Origin of the sequence: Streptomyces sp. HPF1205, assembly GCF_020400825.1 — a bacterium.
In the GTDB taxonomy this organism is placed as follows: domain Bacteria; phylum Actinomycetota; class Actinomycetes; order Streptomycetales; family Streptomycetaceae; genus Actinacidiphila.
In genome coordinates this window covers 37,763-62,190 of sequence record NZ_JAINVH010000009.1, presented here as the reverse complement: position 1 = coordinate 62,190, position 24,428 = coordinate 37,763, and the positions used below count along the sequence as shown (strand labels likewise).

The 24,428-nt window shown below is 73.9% G+C and carries 13 protein-coding genes and 1 pseudogene; 7 read left to right on the top strand and 7 right to left on the bottom strand.

All coding sequences use genetic code 11. The features are described 5' to 3' along the window. Positions 1-173: 173 nt before the first annotated feature. Positions 174-2,312 (bottom strand): N-6 DNA methylase, encoded by a 2,139-nt coding sequence (locus K7G61_RS12575; RefSeq protein ID WP_225846853.1) that lies wholly within the window; start codon positions 2,310-2,312, stop codon positions 174-176. A gap of 270 nt (positions 2,313-2,582) precedes the next feature. On the opposite strand from K7G61_RS12575, the gene K7G61_RS12570 reads away from it, so the two are divergent. The 4 genes from K7G61_RS12570 (at position 2,583) to K7G61_RS12555 (ending at position 6,769) form a co-directional block, all read left to right on the top strand. Then, positions 2,583-3,242 carry a hypothetical protein gene (locus tag K7G61_RS12570; RefSeq protein WP_225846852.1) on the top strand — a complete coding sequence of 220 codons (660 nt, stop codon included), beginning with the start codon at positions 2,583-2,585 and terminating at the stop codon, positions 3,240-3,242. Between the two features lie 2 nt (positions 3,243-3,244). Beyond that, positions 3,245-5,758, top strand: coding sequence for an AAA family ATPase (locus tag K7G61_RS12565; protein WP_225846851.1), 2,514 nt, complete (start codon positions 3,245-3,247; stop codon positions 5,756-5,758). A 182-nt stretch (positions 5,759-5,940) separates the two neighbouring features. Further along, a complete protein-coding gene (locus K7G61_RS12560) occupies positions 5,941-6,288 on the top strand; it encodes a hypothetical protein (protein WP_225846850.1) in 348 nt (115 codons plus the stop codon). 193 nt (positions 6,289-6,481) lie between these two features. Beyond that, positions 6,482-6,769: a DUF2399 domain-containing protein gene (locus K7G61_RS12555; RefSeq protein WP_225846849.1), complete on the top strand. Its 288-nt coding sequence runs from the start codon at positions 6,482-6,484 to the stop codon at positions 6,767-6,769. A 66-nt stretch (positions 6,770-6,835) separates the two neighbouring features. Here the strand turns inward: K7G61_RS12555 and K7G61_RS12550 are convergent. The 3 genes and pseudogenes from K7G61_RS12550 to K7G61_RS12540 form a co-directional block, all read right to left on the bottom strand. Further along, a pseudogene (locus K7G61_RS12550) lies at positions 6,836-7,204 on the bottom strand (DUF234 domain-containing protein); the annotation flags it as partial. A gap of 274 nt (positions 7,205-7,478) precedes the next feature. Beyond that, positions 7,479-8,798 carry an SWIM zinc finger family protein gene (locus tag K7G61_RS12545; RefSeq protein ID WP_225846848.1) on the bottom strand — a complete coding sequence of 440 codons (1,320 nt, stop codon included), beginning with the start codon at positions 8,796-8,798 and terminating at the stop codon, positions 7,479-7,481. Then, complete coding sequence (locus K7G61_RS12540) at positions 8,795-11,803, bottom strand: DEAD/DEAH box helicase (protein WP_225846847.1); 3,009 nt, start codon at positions 11,801-11,803, stop codon at positions 8,795-8,797. Before K7G61_RS12540 ends, K7G61_RS12545 begins: the two co-directional genes overlap by 4 nt. A 303-nt stretch (positions 11,804-12,106) precedes the next feature. Between K7G61_RS12540 and K7G61_RS12535 the strand changes: the two genes are divergently transcribed. Together K7G61_RS12535 and K7G61_RS12530 are read left to right on the top strand one after the other, a co-directional pair. Then, the gene (locus tag K7G61_RS12535) at positions 12,107-13,312 is read left to right on the top strand and encodes an ATP-binding protein (protein ID WP_225846846.1); all 1,206 of its coding nucleotides are present in this window, start codon (positions 12,107-12,109) and stop codon (positions 13,310-13,312) included. Beyond that, entirely contained in the window at positions 13,309-14,355 is a 1,047-nt protein-coding gene (locus K7G61_RS12530; protein ID WP_225846845.1) for a ParA family protein, read from the top strand. The genes K7G61_RS12535 and K7G61_RS12530 overlap by 4 nt, the downstream gene beginning before the upstream one ends. 253 nt (positions 14,356-14,608) lie before the next feature. Here K7G61_RS12530 and K7G61_RS12525 read toward each other — a convergent pair whose 3' ends face one another. The 3 genes from K7G61_RS12525 to K7G61_RS12515 form a co-directional block, all read right to left on the bottom strand. Beyond that, positions 14,609-17,629, bottom strand: a complete 3,021-nt coding sequence (locus K7G61_RS12525) for an AAA family ATPase (RefSeq protein WP_225846844.1) — start codon at positions 17,627-17,629, stop codon at positions 14,609-14,611. A gap of 107 nt (positions 17,630-17,736) precedes the next feature. Beyond that, positions 17,737-21,045, bottom strand: a complete 3,309-nt coding sequence (locus K7G61_RS12520; protein WP_225846843.1) for a ferritin-like domain-containing protein — start codon at positions 21,043-21,045, stop codon at positions 17,737-17,739. Beyond that, positions 21,042-22,601: an NAD(P)/FAD-dependent oxidoreductase gene (locus K7G61_RS12515; RefSeq protein WP_225846842.1), complete on the bottom strand. Its 1,560-nt coding sequence runs from the start codon at positions 22,599-22,601 to the stop codon at positions 21,042-21,044. Before K7G61_RS12515 ends, K7G61_RS12520 begins: the two co-directional genes overlap by 4 nt. A 217-nt stretch (positions 22,602-22,818) precedes the next feature. Between K7G61_RS12515 and K7G61_RS12510 the strand changes: the two genes are divergently transcribed. Beyond that, complete coding sequence (locus tag K7G61_RS12510; RefSeq protein WP_225846841.1) at positions 22,819-24,414, top strand: tryptophan halogenase family protein; 1,596 nt, start codon at positions 22,819-22,821, stop codon at positions 24,412-24,414. The last annotated feature ends 14 nt before the right edge of the window (positions 24,415-24,428 follow it).

The window sequence follows — 24,428 nt, the reverse complement described above, 5'->3', positions numbered from 1 at the left end:
TCACTTCTCCGTCCGAAAGGGGCGGATGAGCCAGTGTGGTCGATGTCGCCGACATCGGGCGGGCGCCGGCGCGCAATCCGCGGAATCGTGCGGGATTCGCGTCGGTCCGGGAGCAGTTCTGCTCCCGGCCGGTTCCGGGCGGTATCGGCGGTGTCAGGCGGTGTCAGGCGGTGTCAATCGCTGTCGGCGGGCAGCAGGGCCCCGCTGGTGAGGCCCGTGGTGAGCAGGTCGGTGGTCCGGCCCGCGAGGTCGGCGGCCCGCCGGGTGGCGGCGCCGAGCTGGTGCAGGCGGCGGAACGCCTCGCCGTACCGCCGCTGGTCGGCCAGTGGCAGGAGGGGGAGCCGTAGCCGCTGGGCCTGGATCTGGACGGCGGTGCTGCCGACGGTGGCGCTGCTGACGTTGTCCTTCGCGGCCAGGAAACCGGCGAGGAACCAGGGGTCGAGGCGTTCCGCGTCGGGCCGGAAGAGGTGGACGTTGGGGCCGAGGAGCGCGCCCTCGTCCTGCGCGTCGGCGACACGGGCCGTCACGGGCCGTCTGCCGACGGCGGGCAGGAGGACGTCGCCCTCCTCGATGACGACCGCGTGCGCGAGGGCGAGGCCGTCGGCCGCTCCCGAGGCGCGGGTGCCGGCGGCGACATCGCGTGCGGTGAGGACGGCACGCCCGGCGTGGTCCGCCGGGACCTCCGCGTCCTGCCCGGCGGCACGTGCCGTCCGGTGCACGGTGAGCGCACCGCCGCGGGCGAGGTCGGCGACGGTGGCCGTGCGCCAGGAACGGGAGGCCGCTCCCGCGGACCGCCATGTGCTGACGGCGGCCGTCCCTGCGCCGAGTGCCGTGACGCTGTCCGTCAACTGTTCGTGAAGGTCGTCGGCTTGGTGCGCGACCTCGTCCGGGTCGACGGCTCCCGGAGTGGTCCGTACATGGCGGGCCGGGGTGATGTCGGTGAGGTCGTCGAGCAGTTCGAGGACCGGCACCGCCCGCGCTGTGCCGGGTTCACCGTCGAACCGTTCGGGGTCGGCGTCGAACGCCTGCCAGTGCCGCAGGACGTTCGAGGTCAGCGCGTCCCAGTCGAGGGACGGCCGGGGGGCTTGCGCGACGGTCCCGCCCTCCCGGTCGTCCCGCCCGCGCTGCTCGGTTGCCGCGCTGTCCGCGGTGTCGACGAACAGCACCCGGGCGTGGTCGGGGCCGCCCGGCTCCGGGCGCTGCAGGACCCACAGGTGCAGCCCGATGTGCAGCGGGGCCGAGGCGCCGGGCGGCAGCGCGATCACGGCGCGCAGGGCGCCGGCGCGCAGGAGTTCGGCGCGGACGCGCCGGCCCGCGGGGCGGGCCGCGGTGGCGGGGGGCAGCAGCATGACCGCGAGGCCGCCGGAGCCGAGGTGGGACAGGACGTGCTGGTTCCAGGCGAGTTCGGACTCGCCCCGGGGCGGCACACCGTACGCCCAGCGGGGGTCGTAGGCGAGAGTGTCGTGGCCCCAGTCGCGGTCGGCATAGGGCGGATTGCACAGCACGGCGTCCACCGCCACGTCCGGGAACGCGTCGGCCCGCAGGCTGTCGCCGCTCCGCATGACCACCTCGGCGTCCGGCGCCGTCAGCAGCAGCCGCACGGCGCTGCGCTGGGCCTGGACCGGGAGGACGTCCTGGCCGTAGAGGTGCCGAGCTCCGAGGCGGGCGGCAGCCGCGAGCAGCGAGCCGCTGCCGCAGGCGGGGTCGAGCACCCGCGCCGGGTACGGCTTCGCGGCCGGCGCGGCAAGGCGGGCCATGAGGTCGGCCAGGGGCAGGGGGGTCCGGTAGGCCCCGGTCGCGGCGCTGTCCTCCAGTTCGCGTTCGGCGAGGACATCGAGGGCGCTCTGGCCGCCTTCGTCGCGTACGCAGTGCACGACGCCGCGCAGCAGACCGGCGTCGGCGGCCTTGTAGGCGATGCCGTCCGAGGCGGGGACGGAGTCGCCCAGCGCGGCGACGGACCCGCGGGCGCGGGCGGCGAGGTCGGCGTCCGAAAGCGCGGCGAGGTCGGTGAGGTCGTCCTTCCCGCCGCGGGCGGCGGCGAGGACGAAGGGGAGGAGGCGGGTCGCGCTGCCGCCCGGCGCCAGGCGCAGGGCGGACCGCAACTCCTCGGCCGGCGAGGCGGCGGCCCCGTGGCCGCGCGCCGCCAGCCAGGTGCGGACGGTCCGCAGGTCGTACAGCGGGCTGGCGTCCGTACCGCCGCTCGGGGCCGGGAAGTCGGGGTGCCTGCGACGCCAGTTGCTCACGGTGGCGCGCGTCACCCCGGCCAGCCGGGAGATCTCGGCGGCGGTCACCTGCGCGGAGGGCTTCGGCATGGGCCTTCCTGACGTTCGGGGTCACGTGCTGTGGTCACACCGTACACCATCACCGCTAGCCCCGATAGTGATTGACAGTGCTTTCACTGTCATGCTTACCTGGTCCCGCTTGCAGTCGACCCCAGGGTCCGATTGCCCCGCCCGGCAGGTTTCTCGAATCGACTCGCCGCACGCGGCGTTCGCGCCTGCCCGGATCTCCCGCGCTCCTCGGTGAGCGCCACCACCGCCGACCACTGACCACCGATCACCGCTCGCGAAGGAGCCGGCACGATGACCGACGGCCCGACCCCGCCCCCCGCTCCCCGTTCCGGCCCGACCTGGGCGACGCCCTCCGGCCCGCCGGCCGCCCCGCGCCCGCAGGGTCCGGGGGTCCCCTCCCCCATCGCCCCGAAGAAGCGGCGTCCCGTGCTGACGCACGGCGCCGTCGCCCTCGTGGCGCTCGTCATCGGCGTCGGCATCGGCCAGAGCGGAGGCTCGGCGGACGACGGGAAGAAGGCCGCGGCCTCCACCACGACCAGTCCCGCGGCCACGGCTCCCGCCGCCACCGCGCCGTCGCCGGCGCCCACGGCCGCCCCCAGCACCGGAACCCCGACGACCGAAACCCCGACGACCCAGGCTCCGACGACCGAGGCCCCGAAGCCGGCGACCACGAAGCCGGCCGTAAAGCCGAAGCCGACCGCGAAGCCCGGCCCGCCCACGTCCTTCGACGGGGACGGCGAGTACCTGGTCGGCGAGGACATCGCCGCCGGCACCTACAGGACCGCCGGGCCCGCGGACTTCGGCTGCTACTGGGAGCGGGACAAGGACTCCAGCGGCGAGTTCGACTCGATCATCGCCAACGACAACCTCAGCGGCAGCGGCCGCGTCACCGTCCGCATGGGCGAGGTCTTCAAGACCCAGGGCTGCCAGACCTGGAAGAAGGTGGCCTGACCATGGCCGACCCGGCACAGAACGCGGCCGGCGCCGGAGCCGCGGAGCAGGCCCGTACGGCCGAGGACGGCGCCGCCGAGCAGACCCGTACGGACGAGGACGGCGCCGCCGGCGGCCTCCTCGTGGAGGTCACCCGGCGACTGGACGCTTCGGGGCTGAACGACACCGTGCGGTCCCTGGTCGCCGACTCGCTGGCCGCCCCGGGCACCGGCACGGGCTCGCCCGCCGCCTCCCTCGGGAAGGGGGCCGTGCTGGGCTCCGTCACCGTGCGGGGCTTCCGCGGCATCGGCCCGTCCCGCACCGTCGAACTCCCGCCCGGGCCGGGCCTGACCGTCATCACCGGACGCAACGGCAGCGGCAAGTCCAGCTTCGCCGAGGCCATCGAGGTGGCCCTCACCGGTGCCAACCGCCGCTGGCTCGGCGACGACGGCAAGCCCGCGCACCCCCTCCAGCAGCGCGGCTGGCGCAACCTGCACCACCCGCGGGACCCGCGGATCGACCTGGACGTGCTGGTGCCCGGCCGGAGCTCTCCGGTCACGATCACCAGGACGTGGACGGGGGACGCGTTCACCGACTCGCAGGCCGTCGCCGAGGGCCTCGGCCCCGGGCCCGGCCCCGGTCCCGTACCGGCGTCGGCTCTCGGCTGGGACGAGGCGCTGCGTACGTACCGCCCGATCCTGTCGTACAGCGAACTCGGCCAGATGCTGACCGCCAAGCCGGTCCGGATGTACGACGCCCTCGCCACGATCCTCGGCCTCGGGCAGCTCTCCGACGCCCGGCAGCGCCTCGCCGACCGGGAGAAGGAGCTCGCCGAGCCCGAGAAGCGGGCCAAGGCCGGACTGGACAGTCTCCTCGCGGCCCTGGCGGAGACCGACGACCCGCGGGCGCGGACGGCACTCGCCGCGCTGGCCAGGCCCGTCGACCCCGAGCGGGTACGGGCCCTGCTCGCGGGCGCCGGGTCCGCCGACGCGGCGGAGCCGATCCGGCTGCGGCGCCTGGCCGGGCTGGAAGGACCCCGCGTCGACGATGTCGCCCGCGCGGCGGAGCGGCTGCGGATCGCGGCGGCCGACGCCGCGGACGCCCGCCTCACCGACGCCGGTGACGCGCGCGCCCGCGCCGACCTGCTGGACAGGGCGCTCCGGCACCACCAGCGGCACCGCGGCGATCCCGCCTGCCCCGTCTGCGGCGAGGCCCGCCTCGACGACGCTTGGGCGGTCCGGGCCGCCGAGCAGATCGACCTCCTGCGGGCGGATGCCGCGGAGGCCGAGACGGCCGTGCGCGAACTGCGTTCCGCCCGGCAGCACTTGCTCGCGCTGATCGCGGGTCCGCCCTCCTGGCTCCCGGACGCGATGCGCCCGGTCTGGGACGCGTGGACGGCGTGCCGGGAGATCATCGAGGACGACGTTCTCGCCTCGTCCGCGGAGAAGACCGCCGCAGCCCTTGCGGACGCCTGCCATCAGGTGCGCGAGCAGGCGGAGCGGGAGCTGGCCGCGCACGACGAGCAGTGGCTGCGTGTCGTGCCGCGACTCGCCGGCTGGCTGCGGGACCACGACGAGGCCGCCGCGGCCAAGCCGCTCGTCGCGGCGGTGAAGAAGGCGCGCGAGTGGCTGAAGGGCGTGCAGGCGGAACTGCGGGAAGCGCGGATGCGGGGCGTCGCGGAGACCGCGACGATGGTCTGGCGGCACCTGTGCCCCGAGAGCAGCGTGTCGCTCAGCAGCATCGAGCTGAAGGGCTCCGAGGGCTACAACGGGCGCAGCCTCGAACTCGACGTCACCGTCGACGACGCCGGCGCTCCCGCCCTGAGCGTGGTCAGCCAGGGTGAGCTGTTCTCGCTGGCGCTGGCGCTGTTCCTGCCTCGCGCGACGGCACCGGAAAGCCCGTTCGGGTTCGTCGTCATCGACGACCCCGTGCAGTCGATGGACCCGCGCAAGGTCGAAGGACTCGCCCGGGTGCTGGCACTCGTGGCGGAGACCCGGCAGGTCGTGGTCTTCTCCCACGACACCAGGCTTCCCGACGCCCTGCGCTACCACCGCATCCCGGCGACGGTCCTGGAGATCAGCCGGCAGGACCACTCGCAGGTGTCCGTGCGGACCGCGGACGATCCGGTCAAGCTCGCACTGGCCGAGGCACGCGAGGTCGCCAAGGACCTCGCCGGTACGCCGGAAGTCCTTGCCGAGGTCCTGCCCGGGCTGTGCCGTATCGCGCTGGAGGCCGCGCTCCATGAGGTCGTCATGCGGCGGGTGTTCGACCCGGGTACGCCGTCGTGGAAGGCGGCGGAGATCGAGGAGCTGCGCGGCAGGGGCGGGAAGCTCGTGCAGCTCGCCTCGCTGGCGCTGTTCGGCGAGCGGCGCGCCGACGGCGTGGTCCACGCCGAACTCACCCGGCGGCTCGGGGCGGAGACGTCCCAGGTCATCGGCTGGTGCAACCGGGGCTCCCATGCGGCGGTCGACGTCAGCGACCCGTCGGCCCGGATCGACCGGACCGCGCGGGTGGCGAAGGGGTTGAGGCGGCTGTGACCCCCGCGGAGCGGCTCTCGACGGTCGACGCACTCCTGGGCGCCGGTGGGGGTGGCGGTGCGGCCGGTGCGGGGCGCGGTGCGGGGGGCGGTGCGGGTCCGGGCGCCGGTGGCGGTGGCGGCAGGGCGTCCGGTCCCGCCGATACGTCCGCGGTTGCCGGGGCGGCCGCGCCCGCCCGCACGGTGCACACCCGCGCCGCCGCCTTCCTCCTGCGGCGTGCGCTGGACGACCGGCTGGACGCCTACCTGCGAGCCCGCCGCCCGGCGCTTGTACGCTGCAGCGCCCGCACCAAGACCGCATGGCTGGCCCAGCACGCCGGGTCCGCCCTGGCGGGACGCTACGCCGCCACCTGGCACCGCCTCAGCCTGGTATGCCACTACCACGGTTCGGTCCTTCCTCCGACCCCCGCCGAACTGCGCGGATGGCGGGACGACGTGGCGGCGGTCCTGCGGGAGCTCGACCACCTGCGCACCGCGCCCGGCGCCTACGACGTGCCGACGGACCGCGCAGCGCCGGCACGCTGCTGGTGACGGCCTCGGTCCGACCGGGTGGAGTGTCGCCTGCGCGTCAATGTGCCGGCCGATTCCCCACCTGTGACGGGGGCCTGTCTGCCGCAGTCGCACCGCCCAGGAAGCGACAAGATTTCGTTCGAAGCGGCCACCCGTGCCAGTGGTGGTGCCCAGCCTCGTCAGTCCGGAGGAACCGCCACAAGAGGCCCCTGCGGTGCAAGCCGAGTTTGTCGAGCGTGCCGGGGTCGGCTTCGACCGGCCCGGCACCACCCTGGCCAACCGCGTCATGCGCCGCTACGACGCCGCGCCCTGGCGCTTCCACGCCGAGGATTACGAACGGCTCGCCGCCCGTGCCCAGGCCCGGGGCACCCCGCAGCTTCCGCTGTCGGGCCGGCCCGCCGAGGCCGATTGGGATTCCGCCCTCGCACCGGCCATGGCCGCCCTGGGCATCGCCCTGCACGAAGAGGCCGCGCTCGACCTGCTGGTGGACGACCTGCGCTGAGAGCACCTCGCAAGGGACGGACGGCTGACCGACCGCGCGGGTGGACCACCCGGCACGGCCGTCGGATCATCGGGCGCGCCACGCTCTGAGGAGTTCCTCCGGCCCGAAAGCCGCCTGAAGGCCCGAGCAGGTGACGCCGCTGCGGGAGACGGCGACAAGAGGGATCGGTTCATCGGTGAGTGACGCCCTGTGCTTGTGCAGGGCAGCCAGATCGTGGGCGTCGAACGGGGCTTTCTCAAGCCACTTGACCGAGCCCAGGAACAGCAGCTGCTTCGCCACGGGCTGCCGGTCCGCACCCACCAGGTCGATCTCGACGTCGTTGCTGCGCGTCCAGTAGCCGCCGACCGCGGGGGCGGCGGGCAGTCCGCCGTCCGGCAGGATCCGGGCGAGGGACTCCCGGACCAGTGGTTCGACGGCACGTCCCCGCCAGCTGGAGTGCTTCATTCCCTGGCACGGAAGATAGTATCGAAAACGATACTATCCATTCCGCAACTCTTGTCGGGGCCGGCTCGACGAGCCGACACGCGGGAGGCGCTGCGAGCCGAACCGGGTGTCGACGGGGCGCTGTCCGCCCCGCAGCTCACGGCCATCGCGCCGGTGCTGTCGCTGACCGCCGATGACGGGCCCGGCTGCCGCCGGAGTGGGCGGCGACATCCTGTCGTGCGGGGACTTCGTGCCCGTGCGGGAGCGGTGAGGGGTGACGCGCGTGTCACCTCTGAAGAAGCGCGGCCAGGACAATGGCGGGGTCGGTGTCCGGTGGGCCGGCCGGCCACCACGCGCCCCGCTCCTTGACGTACGGGTACCACAGCCCGTCCCGGCCGAGCCGGAGTTGGGCGCCGCGGCCCTTGACGGTCCAGCGGTTGCGCCAGGCGCGCAGCCGGGGCGGTGTGCCGTCGGACCAGTCCGCGCGCAGGGCCTCGCGGGCGCGTTCCATGTGGCCGGCGGGCGGGACCCAGTCGGTCTCCAGCACGTCGAGGGCCGCGACTCCGCCGTGGCGCCAGGCACGGGTGGCGGCGGCGAGTTCGGTGGGGGCACGGCCGCAGTTCGCCGCGATACGGGTGAAGACCTCCATCGTGGGGTGGGTCGCGGCGAGGCGGACGGCGTCCTGCCACTCGGTGAGCGGGGCGGGCGGCACGGTGGCGGCGTGCCGGTGAACGTCCATGGCTGCCGCGAGCAGGTGGTGGGCGCGCACCGCGGCGTCGGCGGCGAGCAGTTCGAGCCCGGCCGGGTCCACGCCGGGCCCGGGCGCGCCGGAGCCCGCCAGCGCGGGGCCGCGCGAGGCCCGTCCCGGCACCGGCGGGGCGGCAGGCAGCGGCGGCAGTTCGGCCCCGGCGGTGAACGCCGCCGCCGCGGGCTCGCCGGGGCGGGCCGGAGGTACGCGCGGGCCCCTCACGGGTGACGCGGCGGACTCGGCCGCGGCGCGGGAGAGGTTCCGGCGGGCGAGTTCGTCCGTCAGCTCGTGCTCACCGCGGCCCCGCAGGAGCAGCAGGACGAAAGGATCCCGGTCCAGCAGCCGGGCGACCTGGTAGCAGAGAGCCGCCGCGTGCTTGCAGGGGACGCCCCAGTCGGGGCAGTCGCACGCCGGGTCGAGGTCCCGCGGCCCGGGCAGCAGGGTCACGCCCGCGGCCTCGGCGTCGTCCGCGAGCCCGGGCGGCATCTCGCCGTCAAGGAGCGCGGCGATGTGCGCGGCCCGTTCGGCGATCACGTCGAGGAGATGGTCCCACTGCCGATCGGTGAGCTGCCGCACCCGGACCCGGGAGCGGTACGGGGACGGGCGGCTGCCCCGCACCACGGCGGTCGCCGATCCCGCGTCGACGGTGACCCGTCCGACCGCGCCGCGCCGCGCATAGGTGCGGCCCCGTCCCAGGCGGCCGGCGTCCAGCGACGACTCCTCCAGTGCGGCCAGCCACGCCCGGCCCCACCAGGACTGCGCGAACGGGGCGCGACTGCCCTTGGCGGGAGGGAGCGCGTCGAAGGTGCGGGCCGCCTTCTGCCGAGCGGGGACACGTCGCCCGGTCGGCTCCGTCATCGCCGCCTCCCGCGCAGAGCGACCAGTTCGGCGAGTTCGGCGTCGCTCAGCTCGCTGAACGCCGCCTCGCCCGAACCGAGTACGGCATCGGCCAGCTCCCGCTTCCGGCGGAGCATCTCGGCGACCTTCTCCTCCACCGTCCCCTCGGCGATCAGCTTGTGCACCTGGACGGGCTGCGTCTGCCCGATGCGGTAGGCGCGGTCGGTGGCCTGGTCCTCCACAGCCGGGTTCCACCAGCGGTCGTAGTGCACGACGTGTCCGGCGCGGGTGAGGTTCAGGCCGGTCCCGGCCGCCTTCAAGGACAGCAGGAAGACTCTCTTCTCCCCGGCCTGGAAGGCGTCGACCATCTCCTCCCGGCGTCCCACCGTGGTCCCGCCGTGCAGGAACAGGGTTTCCACCCCGCAGTCCGCCAGGTGGCGCTCGATCAGCCGGCCCATCGAGACGTACTGGGTGAAGACCAGCGCGGCCCCCTCCTCGGCGAGGACGGTGTCCAGGAGTTCGTCCAGCAGCTCCAGCTTCCCCGACCGTCCCGGCAGCTTCGCACCGTCCGGCTCCTTCAGGTACTGCGCGGGGTGGTTGCACACCTGTTTCAGACCGGTCAGGAGCTTCATCACCAGCCCGCGCCGCGCCATGCCCTCGGAGCCCTCGATCTCCGCCATGAGCTCGCGGACCAGCGCCTCGTAGAGGGAGACCTGCTCCTTCGTCAGCGACACCGGCCGGTCGGTCTCGGTCTTGGGCGGCAGTTCGGGGGCGATGCCCGGGTCGGACTTGCGCCGCCTGAGCAGGAACGGGCGGACCAGTGCGGCGAGGTGGCGGGCCGCCTGCTCGTCGCGGTCGCCCTCGACGGCCTTGGCGTAGCGGTCCCGGAAGCCGGACAGCGTGCCCAGGAGCCCGGGGGTGGTCCAGTCGAGCAGCGCCCACAGCTCGGAGAGGTTGTTCTCCACCGGGGTGCCGGTCAGCGCGACGCGACCGCGCGAGGGGATCGTGCGCAGCGCCTTCGCGGTGTGCGCATGCGGGTTCTTCACGTGCTGGGCCTCGTCGGCGACGAGCAGCCCCCAAGGCTGCGCCCCCAGGCGTACGGCGTCGCGGCGCATCGTCCCGTAGGTGGTCAGCACGAAGCCGTCGCACGCCGCCGCCGAGAGGTCACGGCCGGGGCCGTGGAAGCGATGGACGGGCGTGGCCGGTGCGAAACGGCGGATCTCGCGCTCCCAGTTGCCGAGCAGGGATGCCGGGCAGACCACCAGTGTCGGGCCGGCGGTGGCCTTCCGCTCCTGCCGGCGCAGGTGGAGGGCGATCAGCGTCACGGTCTTGCCCAGGCCCATGTCGTCCGCGAGGCAGCCGCCCAGACCGAGCGACGTCATCCGGTGCAGCCAGTTCAGGCCGCGCAGCTGGTAGTCGCGCAGGGTCGCCGCGAGTGCCTTCGGCTGTTCCCGCGGTTCGCGTGCGGCGCGGGCCTCGGGGTCCGCGATCCGGGCACGCAGCTCCTCCAGCACACCGCTCGCGGTGACCGCGACACGTTCGCCGTCCACCTCGACGCTGCCGGTCAGCGCGGCCCCCAGGGCGTCCATCGCGGTCAGCGAGGGCGCCTGGGACGAGGCCGACCGCCGCAGGCGGCGCACCAGCTCCGGGTCGACGACCACCCACTGGTCGCGCAACCGCACCACCGGCTGGTGGGCCCGGACCAGACGCTCCAGCTCCTCGTCGGTCAGTTCCTGGTCCCCGAGCGCGACGCGCCAGCGGAAGTCCAGCAAGCCGCCCGATGACAGGAAGGACGCGGCCGAGGACGTCGTGCTCCTGCGGGCCGGTTCCAGGACGCCGGACGCGGTCAGCCCGCGTACCAGCTCCTTCGGCCAGTGCACGGCCACCCCTGCACCGGCGAGAGCCTCCGCCGCATCGCCCAGCAGCGCCAGGGCCTCGTCGTCCGACAGGTCCAGGCCGGCCGGAACAGCCGCCTCCAGCAGTCGCGCCGCGGGCGGCCACACCCGTGCGGCGCGGCGCAGGGTCAGCAACGTGTCCACGCGGGCCCGCGGGCCGAACACCTCGGGCGCGGCGGCCGATCCGGCCCACAGGTCCGCGGCGTCGGCGAGCACCGTCGGATCGGCCAGGCTGCGCAGCTGGACGACGGCCCGGAAGGAGCCGTGGCGGGCCTCTTCGGCCGCTCCGGCCTCCTCGGCGGCCCACGGTCCGCCGGCCTCGTCCGTGCCCGGCATCGGCATCGGCATCTCCAGCCGCAACGACACCTGGAGCCCCGCGTCACGGCCGGCGGCGACCTCGGCCGCCCAGGCCCGCTGCTCGGGCACCGCCTGCGGCGCACGGTCCGCGAAGGCGGGCCCGCCGGTCAGGTGGCGAGAGGCGGGCGTACGGGTCAGCGAGTCGGCGACCGCGTCCAGGAACGCCCGCAGCAGCGGCTCGGCCGGTGGAAGCGTGAGCGGGGAGACACCGGGAATCGGAACGGCGCGAGCTTGCGGCGGCATGGCGGCCGCGAGCGCGCGCAGCCGTTCGAGGTCCTGGGCGTCGTAGGGCCCGATCCGCCAGGCGTCGAAGCCATCGGCCGACACCCCGGGCAGCACCTGGCCGCGGGCCAGCAGGCTCAGCGCCAGTGTGGCTGCCGCACCCCAGAACGCCGTCGCGGCCGACGCCCGCCCGCTGCCGTCGGCGCCCAGCGCACGGCAGCGGGTCAGCAGCGGCAGTGCCTGCTCCACCGGCAGCACCGCGGCCGGCACTCTGGCCCTGCGCACGGTCGACCCGTGCGGGCGGACCACCGTCACCTCTTCCGTTCCCACGCCGAGATCCGGGGGCCCGCCGCCGGGCCTCCAGAAGGCGATCCGCCCCAGCCGGGGCGGATCCGCCGGCAGGAACACCGCCTCGCCGGATGCCACCTCCGGCAGCAGGGCGAGCAGCCGGTTCCGGTCCAGGGAGCCCGGCCCGGGCGCGGGCGGTCGACCGGCCGCGGCCCCGGCGGAGGTGTTCTCGTCCACCTCCGCCGACGCAAACGCCCTCGCCATCGCACCCACTCCCGGAAGTCGCTCGCGCTGCACCTTCGGGGCCGTCCCCGTACCCCTTTCGGCGCACCAAGGCTAGCCAATGGCGCGCACGCACGGTGACCGGAGCAGCGGCCGTCACCCGGTCCGGTTACGCTGCGCTCGATCTCCTCCGAAGGGGCGGAGCTTCAGCCGCTACGTCGCCCGGGCCGTCGAGCGCCGGCGCGAGCGGGAACGCCGAACGCCGGGCCACCGGCATGCGCAAGGTCTGCGGCGACCGCGTCGCACAAGAAGGATGTCGGTGCCGACGACGAGCCATGATGAAGAATGAGCACCGTGAGCACCCAAGACCTGGCCCAATCCCTGGGGACCCGCGAGACGCCGTGGCTCGAGTTCAAGAGCACGGCGAAGCGCGCCGGCAAGCGCGGTGACGCGATCGGCAACGCGGTGTGCGCCATGGCCAACGACCTCGCGGGACGTGGGGGCGGTGACATCCTCGTCGGGGTCGACGACAAGGGCGAGCCTGTCGAAGGTGCCGACACCAGCGACCAGGCGCTCCTCGCACTGACCGACCTCCGGGACGACGGCCGGATCCTCGACCGCCCCTCGTTTACCGTCCAAGCGGCCGTTTACCAGGGCAAACCGGTGGTGCACATCCGCGTGGAGGCATCGGGAACGCCACCTGTGCGATTCGAGGGCGTGGTCTGGGTGCGTCCAGGCCCCACGACGCGACGGGCGACGCGCGACGACGAACGGGTACTGACCGAACGCAGGCGCGCGGCGGACGGCCCCTACGACACCCGGCTGGTGCCTGCGAGCACCCTTGAGGACCTGGACCTGGAGGTCTTCCGCAGCACCTACCTGCCGTCCGTGGTCGACCCGGACGTCATCGAGGAGAACGGGCGGCCGCTGTCCCAGCAATTGGCCTCGCTTCACCTGACACGTTCCATGGACCACCCCGTTCCGACCGTTCTCGGTCTCCTGGTCGCGGGTTTCGACCCCAGCGCATTCGTCCCGGGGGCGTACGTGCAGTTCGTTCGCTATCAGGGCGCCGACCTGGACGCACCGGTCGCCGACGATCAGGAGCTGCGGCAGAACATCGTCGACACGGCAGCGCGCCTCGAACCCGTCCTCCGCGGGCATCTGCGGACCCGGCTGGTCGAGAAGGGGTTCCGTGAGGAACAGCATCCCGAATATCCCTTCGAAGCGCTGCGGGAGGTGTGCATGAACGCACTGATGCACCGCAATTACGAAACCTCCTACGCGCCGACCCGCATCGCCTGGTTCGACGACAGGATCGAGGTCACCAACCCGGGCGGGCCGTACGGGCAGGTGCGAAGCGACAACTTCGACCGGGTCAACGACTACCGGAACCCGTCCCTGGCCGCCGCCATGAAGTCACTCGGCTACGTCAACCGGTTCGGCCGGGGTATCGGCCGGGTCCGGGCCGCGCTCAAACGCAACGGAAACCCCCCACCCGAGTTCCAGGTCGACGAATCCTCGTGGTCCGTCACCCTGCGGGCGGCGACATGACATCCATCGCTCTCTTCAACAACAAGGGCGGGGTCGGGAAGACCACCCTGGCGTACCACCTCGCTCACATGTTCCAGCGGCTCGGCCTTCGAGTGCTGGCAGTGGACCTCGACCCCCAGTCGAATCTCACGGCCATGTGTCTCGACGAAACCGAACTCGAAGAACTGTGGGAGGACTCCTCCGAACTCATCGAGCAGGGGGTCGCACACCGCGCGCTGCCTGCCACCGGACGAGTCGGCCCGGGCCAGACCATCGCCGACGCCGTCCGCCCGATCCTGGAGGGCACCGGAGACATCCGGCCCGTCCACCCCGCCGCCGTGGCGCCCGGTCTCTGGCTGCTCCCGGGCAGCCTCGAACTCAGCCGGTTCGAGGACAAACTCTCCAACGAGTGGTTCAAGACCTACGCCGGAGACCTCGCGGCCATCCGTACGACAACCGCCTTCCACCGCGTCATCCAGGGCGCCGCCGGGGAGGTGGACGCGGACATCGTCCTCATCGACATCGGACCCAACCTCGGGGCGATCAACCGCGCGTCGTTGCTCGCCGCGGACGCCGTGCTCATGCCGCTGGCCGCCGACCTCTTCTCCCTCAAGGGGCTGCGCAACCTCGGCCCGACACTTCGGAACTGGCGTCGGGACTGGCAGCAGCTCATCCTGCCGCGCGTGCCGGGCAACATCCCCGCGCCCAGAGCCGTGATGCGACCTCTCGGCTACGTGATCATGCAGCCGGAGATGCGCCTCGATCGCCCCGTGAAGGCCTATGCCCGCTGGCTGGAGCGCATTCCGTGGGTCTTCGGTACGGCCGTACTGGGCCAGGAGACGGCTTCGTCCAGCGACCGCACGTACGAGATCGCGACGTTGCGGAACTACCGGAGCCTCATGCCGCTGGCCCACGATGCCCGGAAGCCCATGTTCGATCTCAGGCCGGCGGACGGAGCCTTGGGAAGTACGCAGAAATACGTCCAGACCTGCTTCCGGGAGTTCCGCCTCTTGGCCGAGGCTGTCCTCTCGCGCGTGGAGGAGCGCGAGACCCCGACGAGCTGAGCCGCCGAAGGCCGACGAACGACACGAAGGCGCGTCGGCCGCGGGTCAGGGCACGGATTCCGCGGCCCGGAAACCCAGCGAGGCGCTGCACCTGTGTGTGACGGTCGGCCACGGCCCCCAGGACGGGTACGACGACCTCGCCGAGCGCGTCCCCTCGACGCCCCTGCGGCGGCATGCAGGGCGGGATCTCGGGGCCCTTCGTCGGCACATCGCGTCCCGCGGTGAGCGGGGCGGGCCGTGCGGGGCCCGAGCGTCATACGGCGGGCGGGGCGGGGCGTGCGGGGCGGGGGGCGGCGTCGGGCCGGAGGGAGGTGTCGTTCTCGTGGTGGGCCCGGGCCAGGCCGACGCGGGAGTTGATCCGCAGTTTGCGGAAGATCTGCCGCAGGTGGAAGCCGACGGTGTGCGGTGACAGGAACATCCGCGCGGCCACCTGGCGGTTGGTCAGTCCCTGGGCCACCAGTTCCGCGACTCTGCGTTCGGTGTCGGTCAGGCTCGCCCAGCCGAACGGGGGCCGGTCCGCGTGCGTCCAGTGGCGCCGCCGCACTCCGAGGCGCCGCAGCCTGCGCCGCACGCGGGCCTCGTCCCGTTCGGCGCCCAGCCGGGCGTAGCCCGCCATCGCCCGGTCGAACGCCTCAACGGCGGCGTCCCGGTCGGCCGCCAGGACGCTCCCGAGATCTTCGGCGGCGGAGGCGAGGGCCCACGCGTCCTGGTGTTGCTCCACCGCGTGCCGCAGCGCGGCCGGGTCGCGCTCGAACAGGCCGCGGGCGTGCGCCGCGGCCGCCACCAGTGTCGGCACGTCGGCGTTGTCGGCGGCGAGGCGCACCGCCAGCCGTACGGCCGGCGCGGCCCGCTCCGGTTCGCCGGCGGCGATCGCCACGCGCACCAGCCAGGCGGCGGCGGCCGGTTCGCCGGCGAGAAGGCGGCGCAGGGCGCGCGGGTCCCGGTGGACCGTGCGCAGCGCGTCGTCCAGGGCCGCGCGGTCGCCACGTGCGGCGGCGAGCTGTGCGGCCGTCCAAGCGCCGAACGCCGCGAGCGCGCGGGCCTCGTCGCCCTGCGCGTACGTCCGCTCCGCCGATTCCGCCAGTCGCCCGACGTGGTCCTCCGCCATGGTGAGGTCGCCGCGGCGCAGCCCCACCTCGGCCAGGACGTGGTGGCCGAGCGGGGAGAACAGCGGCATCCCGGCCTGCCGCGCCTCGGCCAGTCCGGCGGTGGCCTTCGCCGTCGCCGCGTCGAGGGCGCCCTGTGCCAGGGCGATGGAGGCGCCGAGGATGACGGGGGCCGCGCGCAGAACCGCCTGGCCGTCGGCTTCGATGTCGGCGGCGAGCAGCCGGACGGCGGCCGCTGCCTCACCGGTGCGCCGCATACGTGTGAGCATGGCGGCCAGGATCAGGCGCGGTGGGATGTGCCGGGGGCCGGCCGAGCCGTCCTGGGGGCTGTCGACCGCCGTACGGGCGACGCGCAGCGCGTCACCGAGCCGGCCCGAGCGCCACAGGGCCAGGGCGAGGACGGCGGGCTCGCCCGCGCGGACGCCGTGCGGGGGCCCGGTCGCCCGCCGCGCCTCGTGCAGGGCGGCCGGCACGTCGAGCGCGGTGAGGGCGTAGAGCCTGTTGCGGGCGGCCTCCTCCCGGGCCCTCCCGTCGCTCTCGGCGTCGTCGCAGGCCGCGGCCGCTTCCGCGGCGCGCCCCGACAGCAGCAGGGCGGAGGAGAGCCCGCACTTCAAGTCCGCGGCCTGGTCCGGGGGCAAGGGGGTGTTCAGCGCCTCGCGGGCCAGCGCCACCGCGCGCGGCAGGGGGCCGACGCGGGTGAGCGTGTCCACCACGGTGCGCAGCAGCCGGGGCCGCGCGGCTGCGCCCGGGCCGCTGATCTCCAGTGCGCGCAGGGCCAGTTCGGCCGCGGCGCGCGGGTCGGCCGCGCGGACGGCGCCGGCCGCGGCGTGCAGGACCTCGGCCGCCTGGCTGTCGCCGGGGCGCGCGCCGCGCGCGAGGTGCGCCGCGGCCCGCAGCACGTCGCCGTCCCGGCCGAGGAGCATCTCCGCCGCCTGGCGGTGCAGGGCGCCGCGCAGGGGGCGGGGAAGTGTCGCGAGCAGCGCCTGCCTGACGAGCTCGTGCCGGAAGGCGATGGTGTCGTGCGTGGCGACCACGATCCGCGACTCCAGCGCCTCCTGGAGTGCGGGGAGCGTGGCGGCGGCCGTCTCGCCCAGTATGTGCGACACGTCGTCGGGCCGGAACTGCCGCCCCAGCACGGCGGCCACGTCGAGCAGCAGCCGCGCGGCGGGCGAGAACGTCTTCGTGCGGTGACGCACCAGCGTGCTGAACCGGCGTGGCGGGGCGGGCGCGTCACCGGCCCCTTCCCCTGTCTCGGCCCGGTCGGCGGGTACGGCCGACTCCCCTGTCTCGGCCCGCCCGGCGGATACGGCCGGCTCCCCGGTGCCGGCCCGCCCGGCGGGTACGGTCAACCGCGCCTGGCCGTCGGCGGTGCGCAACCGGTCCTCCTCGGCGAGGCCGTCGAGCAGTGCGACGAGCGCCGCCGGGTTGCCGTCGGCCGCTTCCAGGCAGCCGAGCAGTTCGTGGGAGGGGTGGGCGCCCAGCCGCTCGGCGGCCAGCCGCGCCACCGCGGCTCCGGGAAGCGGCTCCAGGAGCGCGTACTCGGCGCCCGCGCCCTCGCGCAGCACCGCGAAGAGCCGGTCGACCGTTGGCCCGCCCCTGTCCTGGCACCGGGCGAGGATCCACACCACCGGCCGGGCGGCGAACCTGGTCACCAGGCTGTGCAGGGCCGCCAGGGTGAGCGGGTCGGCCCAGTGCAGGTCGTCCAGTACGACGGCCACCGGGCCGGACCGCAGCCGTCTGTCCAGCCGGACGCGGAACCGGTCGATCGGCCCGGTGTCGATCGGCCCGGTGCCGATCGGCCCGGCGTCCATCGGCCTGGCGTCGATCGGCCCGGCGGGGCCCGCCGTGCCGCCTTCGCCGGCCGGTGGGGCGTGGGCGCTGCCGCCGCCCAGGGCCGCCGAGAGCGGCGCCAGGGGAACTGCCCGGCGTACCTCGTCGGCCGCCGCGTACACCGCCCAGAAACCTGACCGCGCCGCGTGGGCCGTCGCGTCGGTCAGCAGCCTGCTGCGGCCCGCGCCGGGAGGGCCTTCGACGAGGAGGACGCCTCCTTGCCGCGACCCGGACGCGGCAGCCGCCAGGAGGGCGAGCACCTGTGCCCACTGCCGTTCCCGGCCCCACGGCGGGTGAACTGCCGCTGCCGCGGCGGGCACTCGACGCGACGATGACATACTGTGACCCCTCGCTACTCACAGTGCCGACCAGTCGCCCCAATCGTCGGGTAGCGGGATGTTCACTGTCAATAAGCTGTTTATGCGGCACTTGGGCCGAAACGGTGTCACCCGCCGCTCGGCCCGCCCGCGCGGAAGCGGTCGGCGTACAGGCGCAGGAGTTCCGGTACGTGCGGGGGGAGGCCGGGCAGGTCGGCGGCCTGGACGGCCAGGTGCGCGAAGCGCATGCCGATGGAGCGGGTCGCGACGTCCGGGCGGGCGATGAAGCCGGGCACCTCCTCGAGTTCGAACGACGGCCCCGCCGTTCGCCCCGGTTGTCCGGACGGAAGGGTCACCAGGTGCTCGGCGACGGGCCGCATGACGCCGGTCATGAGGTCGATCGCCGTGTTCATCAGGGGGGAGCGGCGCAGGCTGGTGTCGGCCGCGCCGCCGAAGTGCTGGATCAGGAGCTGGTTCATGACGAAGTAGGAGCGGTTGAACACCACCAGGGCCGCTCGCGCCCGCGGATCCGTCACCTCCTCGCGGGCGGGGTTCCCCGAGTGCAGGGAGGGGTTGCGCAGCACCGGGTAGGCGGGTGTCCAGCCGGGCCGCCGCCGGCCCGGCCGCTTCAGGTGCTCGGCCATCAGCAGGTCCGACATCCGCAGGAAGGTGTCGTAGTGCGAGGGCTCGTCGTGCTCCACGGTCCTCAGCACGCCCCCTTCGCCGTGTTCGGTGACGAAGTCGATCGCGAACAGGGCGCTGGAGACGTCGTCCACCTCCAACTCGTAGTCCGGGTGCACCCGGTTGACCGACTCGCGCATGAACAGGTGGTGCTCGCCGCCGCCTCGTCCCCGCTCGACCAGGAACAGGTCGGGCACCGTGCGGATGCCGTCGCGGATCGCCGCGTAGAGGTCGCTCAGCGACTGGTAGCGGTACGGGCCGCCGCCGGGCGGACCGGGCGCGGGGTCGTCGGCGAGATCCGGGGTGTGCGACCGGGGGCGCTCCAGGGCGATGAACCGCTGCACGCTGCCCAGGCCGAACCCTTCCAGGCACAGGTCCACCGGTACGCGCAGCCGCTGGTTGACGGTGCCGAAGTCGATCCGCGGCAGGTGGAAGGGGAGCCCCATGGCGGTGATGATGTTGTTGATCACCAGGAAGTGCATCATCTCCTCCCGGGCCACGCCCAGCAGGGCCCCGCGCATTCCGTCGTCGCGTCCGTGCGCGCCCTCGCCGCACGCGAGGCGCAGCTGCTCACCGGTCCACTCGCCGCGCCCGACCAGCTCCCGGCCCGCCGCGTGCGGCGGGATCGACCAGGCGGCGTACAAGTACTGCATCATGCCGGCGAGTTCCACGCCCGCGGCCTCGCGCAGGCCCTCGTAGAGCTGGGAGCGGGTGGTGATGGCGCCCTCGCGCGGGCGGCGGCGGACGGTCAGGGGCGGGGGGCGGCGACCCGCCTCGGCCTGCCGTACGTAGGCCAGCAGCAGTCTCGCCTGCGGCGCGGTCAGGTCGCGGGAGGGCGGCATGGCGTACGTCCTGTCCCTGTTGCGGGGATCGCACATCTGCCAGGTCAGCCGCCCGTACGTGGCCACCAGGGACCGGTCGGCCAGGCTGAAGACGCCCTCGCGCATGAACGAGTAGAGCAGTTCGTACGGGGCGAACACCTCCTGGTAGAGGACCTCGAAGTCCACTTGGTCGCGGGGGATGTCGTCGAGGTGGCCGGTGTCGGGCAGGGCCCGCACGTCCACGGTGGCCATGGCGGGCCAGTACCCGAGGCGGTCGTCGTTGTCGTACGCGCGGGCGGCCGAGCCCGTCTCGGCCGGGTCGCACGGCGGCCGGTCGCCTTCCGGTAGGAACAGCAGCCGGGTGGTGCCCGCGGCGGCGCAGCGGACGGCCAGCCGGCCCCGCCCGTCCGCGTCGGTCGTGAGGGCGCAGGACGGCGCCCAGCCGCCGTCCGCCTCCCCCGCGCCGCCGGGGCGGACGTCCACGATCCGGACGTCGCCGCACCGCGCGCCGCCGCCAGTAAGCCGCGGGTCGCCGGGCAGCGCCCGGGGGTTGAAGAACTGCAGGACGCGAAGGCCCGACACCGGGGCGGGGCGGCCGAGGCGGTAGCTGCGCACCGCCACTTCCGCGGTGCTGTTCTCGCCGGTGCGGGCGGTGGAGTCCTCCAGGAACAGCGCGCTCCCGTCGACGCGCACCACCGTCTCCTCCTCGGTCAGCAGCACTTGGGGCGGGCGGCCCGGTACGGCTCCCACGAGCACCAGCGGCTCCGCGTGGTCCGCGGGCCCGGTGAAGCCGGGGCACGTGGCGACGGTGACGAGCCCGCCGGTCGCATCGGTGTCCCCGAGGTACGCCTCCCGGGGGACCCGGGCGACCACGCGCCCCGAGTCGCGGGTGCGCAACTGGAGTTCCCCGGCGTCCAGGCGCGGGCCGAGCCGGTGCAGCGGCCCGGGACCGGGCTCGGCGCTCCGGTGGAGGACAGGCACGGCGGTGATCAGGTCGAAGGTGGTGTGTCCGGCGGTCACGGCCACCGCCGCGTTGTGGAACGCGGTGTCCAGGCCGAGGCTGCGCGGCCCGCGGGCGCTGAGCAGCCGCCCGGCCGGGCAGGTCCGCTCCTCGTCGCGGCGCCACGGTGCGATCGTGCCGCGGACCTGCCAGACGTCGGGGGCGTCGTTGGCCTGCGGCGTGGCCATGTTGCCGAAGGCGAAGCGGACGACGAGGCCACCGAAGCCGTCCCCCGCGAGCCGCGCGCGCAGCAGCCGCGCGGCCTCGGACACCTCCGTCCCGCCGAACCACTCCAGTCCCTGATCGGCCTCCACCGCGAACTGGTGGACCACGGAGCGGGAGAAGCGGGCCGCCAGCGGGTGGTCGCCGGCGTCGAGGACGTACCGCGAGTTCTGCCAGCGCGGCGGCTGGAGTCCGGTGACGGTGCCCGACGCCATGTAGCCGACGTCGTGCGAGCGGCCCTGCCTGCCGAAGCAGAAGTGGCCGACCATCACGGTGGTGGTCCACTCGGACGCCGGGTCGACGTCGAACACGCGGGCGCGGTTGGCGGTGGTCCCCAGGTAGTCGTTGTAGTGGCCCCACATGTCGACGCGGCGGCCGACCACCGGGTCACCCGTGGCGGCCTCGCCCGGGGTCCGTTCCCAGCCGGTGATCGCCGCGTCGATCCAGAAGTGGCCGTTGCCCCCGAAGTTCCAGCCCTTGACCGTGCTGAACGGGCCGTCCGCGGTCGCCTTGCCGGCCGCGTCGAAGCGCTCGCCGAGACCGCCGAGGTGCTCGTGGTACTCCCGGGCCGGGCGGTCCGCCGGGAAGGGAAGGCCGTCGGCGGTCAGCGCCTTGTTGCGGGCGAGGTCGTAAAGACCGCAGCGCGGACCCGTGGGGAGGCGGGTGACCGCGGTCCCGGCGAAGTGCAGGCGCGGGGTGTCGAAGACGCTCACCCGGACCCCCTGAGCGCCGCGTCGACGGCCGTCACGGCGGCCAGCGCCGACTCGATGGCGCCGTTGATCCACGCCGGGGTGGAGGAGCAGTGCTCGCCGGCGAAGAACAGCCGCCCTTGGGGACGGGCGGCGCGCCGCATCTCCTCGGCGCGGCCCTCGGCGTCCTTGCCGTGGCGCCAGCGCCGCGAGGTGCACCCGTTGCTCCACCGGTGGCCGGCCCAGGCCATGCTGGCCGCGCCCAGGACGGTGCCCGGCTCGCCGAGCTCCGGGTACAGCCGGGCGAGTTCGCCGATGACGGCCTCGTGCCTGGCCTGCGCGGGAATGCGGCCGAGCAGGTCGGCGTCCTCGGCGATCGCGTACGAGCCGAGCAGGACCGCGCCCAGGGCCGGGTCGCCCTCGCGCGGCGGGTAGTACGTCTGCCGGGTGCGGCCGCCGGTCGCCGACCCTCCCCCGGTGATGCCGTCACGTTCCCAGAACGCCTCCCGGCAGTGCAGCGCCACCTTCGTCGCGGCCCCGTACTCCACGCTGCTGATCACCTCGCGCTTGTCGTCGTCGACGCCGGTCATCGCCATGTGGCGCAGCACCGAGAACGGCAGCGTGCACAGCGCGGCCGGGTACCGCGCGGACAGGCGGCGCCCGCTGTGCCGCAGCGTGAGGCCGACGCCGCCGTCGCGGGTGTGCAGCGCGACCACCTCCCGGCGGCGCAGGATCGGCCCGCGGACGCGGTCGGCGAGGCGCTCGGTGAGCCGGCTCATGCCACCGCTGAGGCACATCAGGCCGGTGCCGGTCTCCAGCAGGAGGTCGTCGAGGAAGCTGTAGAGGCGCGGGCCGCATCCCATCCGCAGTTCGGGGTGTGCCCGGAAGACGGCCCCGAGATCGATCCGGTCCGCCGCGGGACCGTGGACGTAAGGAGTCAGGTCGACGCGGTCGGCCGGCGGCAGCAGCGAGGCCAGGTCCGCGGTCAGGTTGTCGCGCAGCTCGGCCGGGCCCATCGCCCGCACCACCGCGCCCAGCCAGGCGCCGAGCAGCATGGTGGCGGGCGCGTACGACGCCGTCGGCAGCCGGCGCCGCAGATCCGCCAGGAGGGGACCGGAGGCGTCCTTGACGCGGACGTAACCGCTCTCGGTGGTCAGGTAGTTGTTCTCGTCGCTGAGGATCGTGCGGAACGGGCGCAGCGCCGGGCGCAGGCCGAGCCTGTCGATGTACCGCATGGTCAGCTCGTGGCCGGAGGGGATGCGCATGGCGCCGAGTTCCGCGTGGGGGGCGCCCTCGCCGGTGCCGAAGCGGTGGGTGTAGACCCGGCCCCCGATCCGCTCGCTGCCCTCCAGGACGACCACCCGGTGGCCCAGCGACTCCAGTTCCCACGCCGCCACCAGACCGGCTGTTCCGGCGCCCAGGATCGCGATGCCCGCGCCGCGGTCGCCGGGGACCGCCTCGACCGCGTCCGCCGCGTCCACCGCGTCCGCCGCGTCCACCATGTCCACCGCTCCCGCCCCCCGCACAGCCTCGACCGCCTGCACCGCCGCGCCGCTTTCGGCTTTCGTCGATTCCCGCATGGAAACGACTGTGCGCTGCCGCCAGGGGCCACCACATCCCCCGGTCGGGAGCGGGTGAACGGGTGACGGGAGGGTTTTTGGCCGCGTTCCCGTATCCGCCGCCGAGCGCATCCCGCGCGATCGCGTAGATTGCGCCGGCTTTCTCCGCCGGGAACCGCGGCCGGGTTCTACCGTTGGCCGGGATCCGAGAATCAGAGGACCTCAGGGGGTTTCCGTCATGGACCAGCGGATCAAAAAAATCGTCATCCTCGGGGGCGGGACCGCGGGCTGGATGTCCGCCGCCTATCTGGCGAAGGCGTTGGGCGACACCGTCACCGTCACCGTACTGGAAGCGCCGTCCATTCCCAGAATCGGAGTCGGAGAGGCCACGATCCCCAACCTGCAAAAGGTGTTCTTCGACTTCCTCGGGCTCTCCGAGGAGGAATGGATGCCCGAATGCAACGCGTCGTACAAGATGGCCGTGAAGTTCATCAACTGGCGCACCCCCGGTCCCGGAGAGCCGCACGCCCGCGACCTGAACGGCCGCCCCGACCACTTTCACCACCCCTTCGGCATCCTGCCGGAGCACGAGGGCCTGCCGCTGTCGCACTACTGGGTCCGCGACCGCCACCGCGGCCTCACCGACGAACCCTTCGACTACGCGTGCTTCCCCGTCATCGCTCTGATGGACGGGCACAAGGCCCCGCGGGACCACGACGGCCGGCCCGTCACCAACTACGCCTGGCACTTCGACGCGCACCTGGTCGCGGACTTCCTGCGCCGCCACGCGACCCGCGCGCTGGGGGTCCGCCACGTCCAGGACGAGATGGTGGCGGCGCACCGGGACGAGCGGGGGTTCGTCACCTCGCTCGCCACCAGGAGCGGCGCCTGCCTCGACGCCGACCTGTTCATCGACTGCTCGGGCTTTCGCGGACTGCTCATCAACAAAGCCCTCGCGGAGCCCTTCATCGACATGAACGACCACCTGCTGTGCAACAGCGCGGTGGCCTACGCCCTGCCCCATGACGACGAGAAGAACGGCGTCGAGCCGTACACCTCCGCCATCGCGATGAAGGCGGGCTGGACCTGGAAGATCCCGATGCTCGGCCGCTTCGGCACGGGATACGTCTACTCCGACCGGTTCGCCACCCAGGACGAGGCCACCGTGGACTTCTGCCGGCTCTGGGGAATCGACCCCGAGGAAGTGTCCGGGCACCTCAACCACGTCCGCTTCCGCGTCGGCCGCAACCGCCGGGCGTGGGTCAAGAACGTGGTCGGCATCGGCCTTTCGTCCTGCTTCCTCGAACCCCTGGAGTCGACCGGGATCTACTTCGTCTACGCCGCGCTGTACCAACTGGTCAAACACTTCCCGGACAAGCGGTTCGACAGCATTCTGGCCGACCGCTTCAACGCGGAGATCGAGACGATGTTCGACGACACACGCGACTTCATCCAGGCGCACTTCGCGCTGGCGCCGCGTGAGGACACCGCGTTCTGGCGGGCCAACAAGGAGCTGCGCCTCGGCGACCGGATCAGCGAGAAGATCGCGATGTACCGCGCGGGCCTGCCGGTCAACCCCCCGTTCAGTACGGCGAGCCAGTACTACGGGAGCTTCGAGGTCGAGTTCCGCAACTTCTGGAACAACGGGAGCTACTACTCCATCTTCGCCGGCCTCGGCCTGGAACCGGACCACCCGCTGCCGGTCCTGATGCACCGCGACGACGCGGCCGAGAGCGCCCGGCACCTGTTCGAGCGGGTGAAGCGGGAGCAGCGGGAACTGCCCGGCGCCCTCCCCTCCGCCTACGAGTCCCTGCGGCTCCTCCACCGCACATGACGCCCGGAACACCT

Coding starts and splice junctions, on each gene's coding strand:
- K7G61_RS12575 (WP_225846853.1), bottom strand. CDS start 2,312: ATGCCGAAGCCCTCCGCGCAGGTGACCGCCGCCGAGATCTCCCGGCTG.
- K7G61_RS12570 (WP_225846852.1), top strand. CDS start 2,583: ATGACCGACGGCCCGACCCCGCCCCCCGCTCCCCGTTCCGGCCCGACC.
- K7G61_RS12565 (WP_225846851.1), top strand. CDS start 3,245: ATGGCCGACCCGGCACAGAACGCGGCCGGCGCCGGAGCCGCGGAGCAG.
- K7G61_RS12545 (WP_225846848.1), bottom strand. CDS start 8,798: ATGACGGAGCCGACCGGGCGACGTGTCCCCGCTCGGCAGAAGGCGGCC.
- K7G61_RS12540 (WP_225846847.1), bottom strand. CDS start 11,803: ATGGCGAGGGCGTTTGCGTCGGCGGAGGTGGACGAGAACACCTCCGCC.
- K7G61_RS12535 (WP_225846846.1), top strand. CDS start 12,107: ATGAGCACCGTGAGCACCCAAGACCTGGCCCAATCCCTGGGGACCCGC.
- K7G61_RS12530 (WP_225846845.1), top strand. CDS start 13,309: ATGACATCCATCGCTCTCTTCAACAACAAGGGCGGGGTCGGGAAGACC.
- K7G61_RS12525 (WP_225846844.1), bottom strand. CDS start 17,629: ATGTCATCGTCGCGTCGAGTGCCCGCCGCGGCAGCGGCAGTTCACCCG.
- K7G61_RS12515 (WP_225846842.1), bottom strand. CDS start 22,601: ATGCGGGAATCGACGAAAGCCGAAAGCGGCGCGGCGGTGCAGGCGGTC.
- K7G61_RS12510 (WP_225846841.1), top strand. CDS start 22,819: ATGGACCAGCGGATCAAAAAAATCGTCATCCTCGGGGGCGGGACCGCG.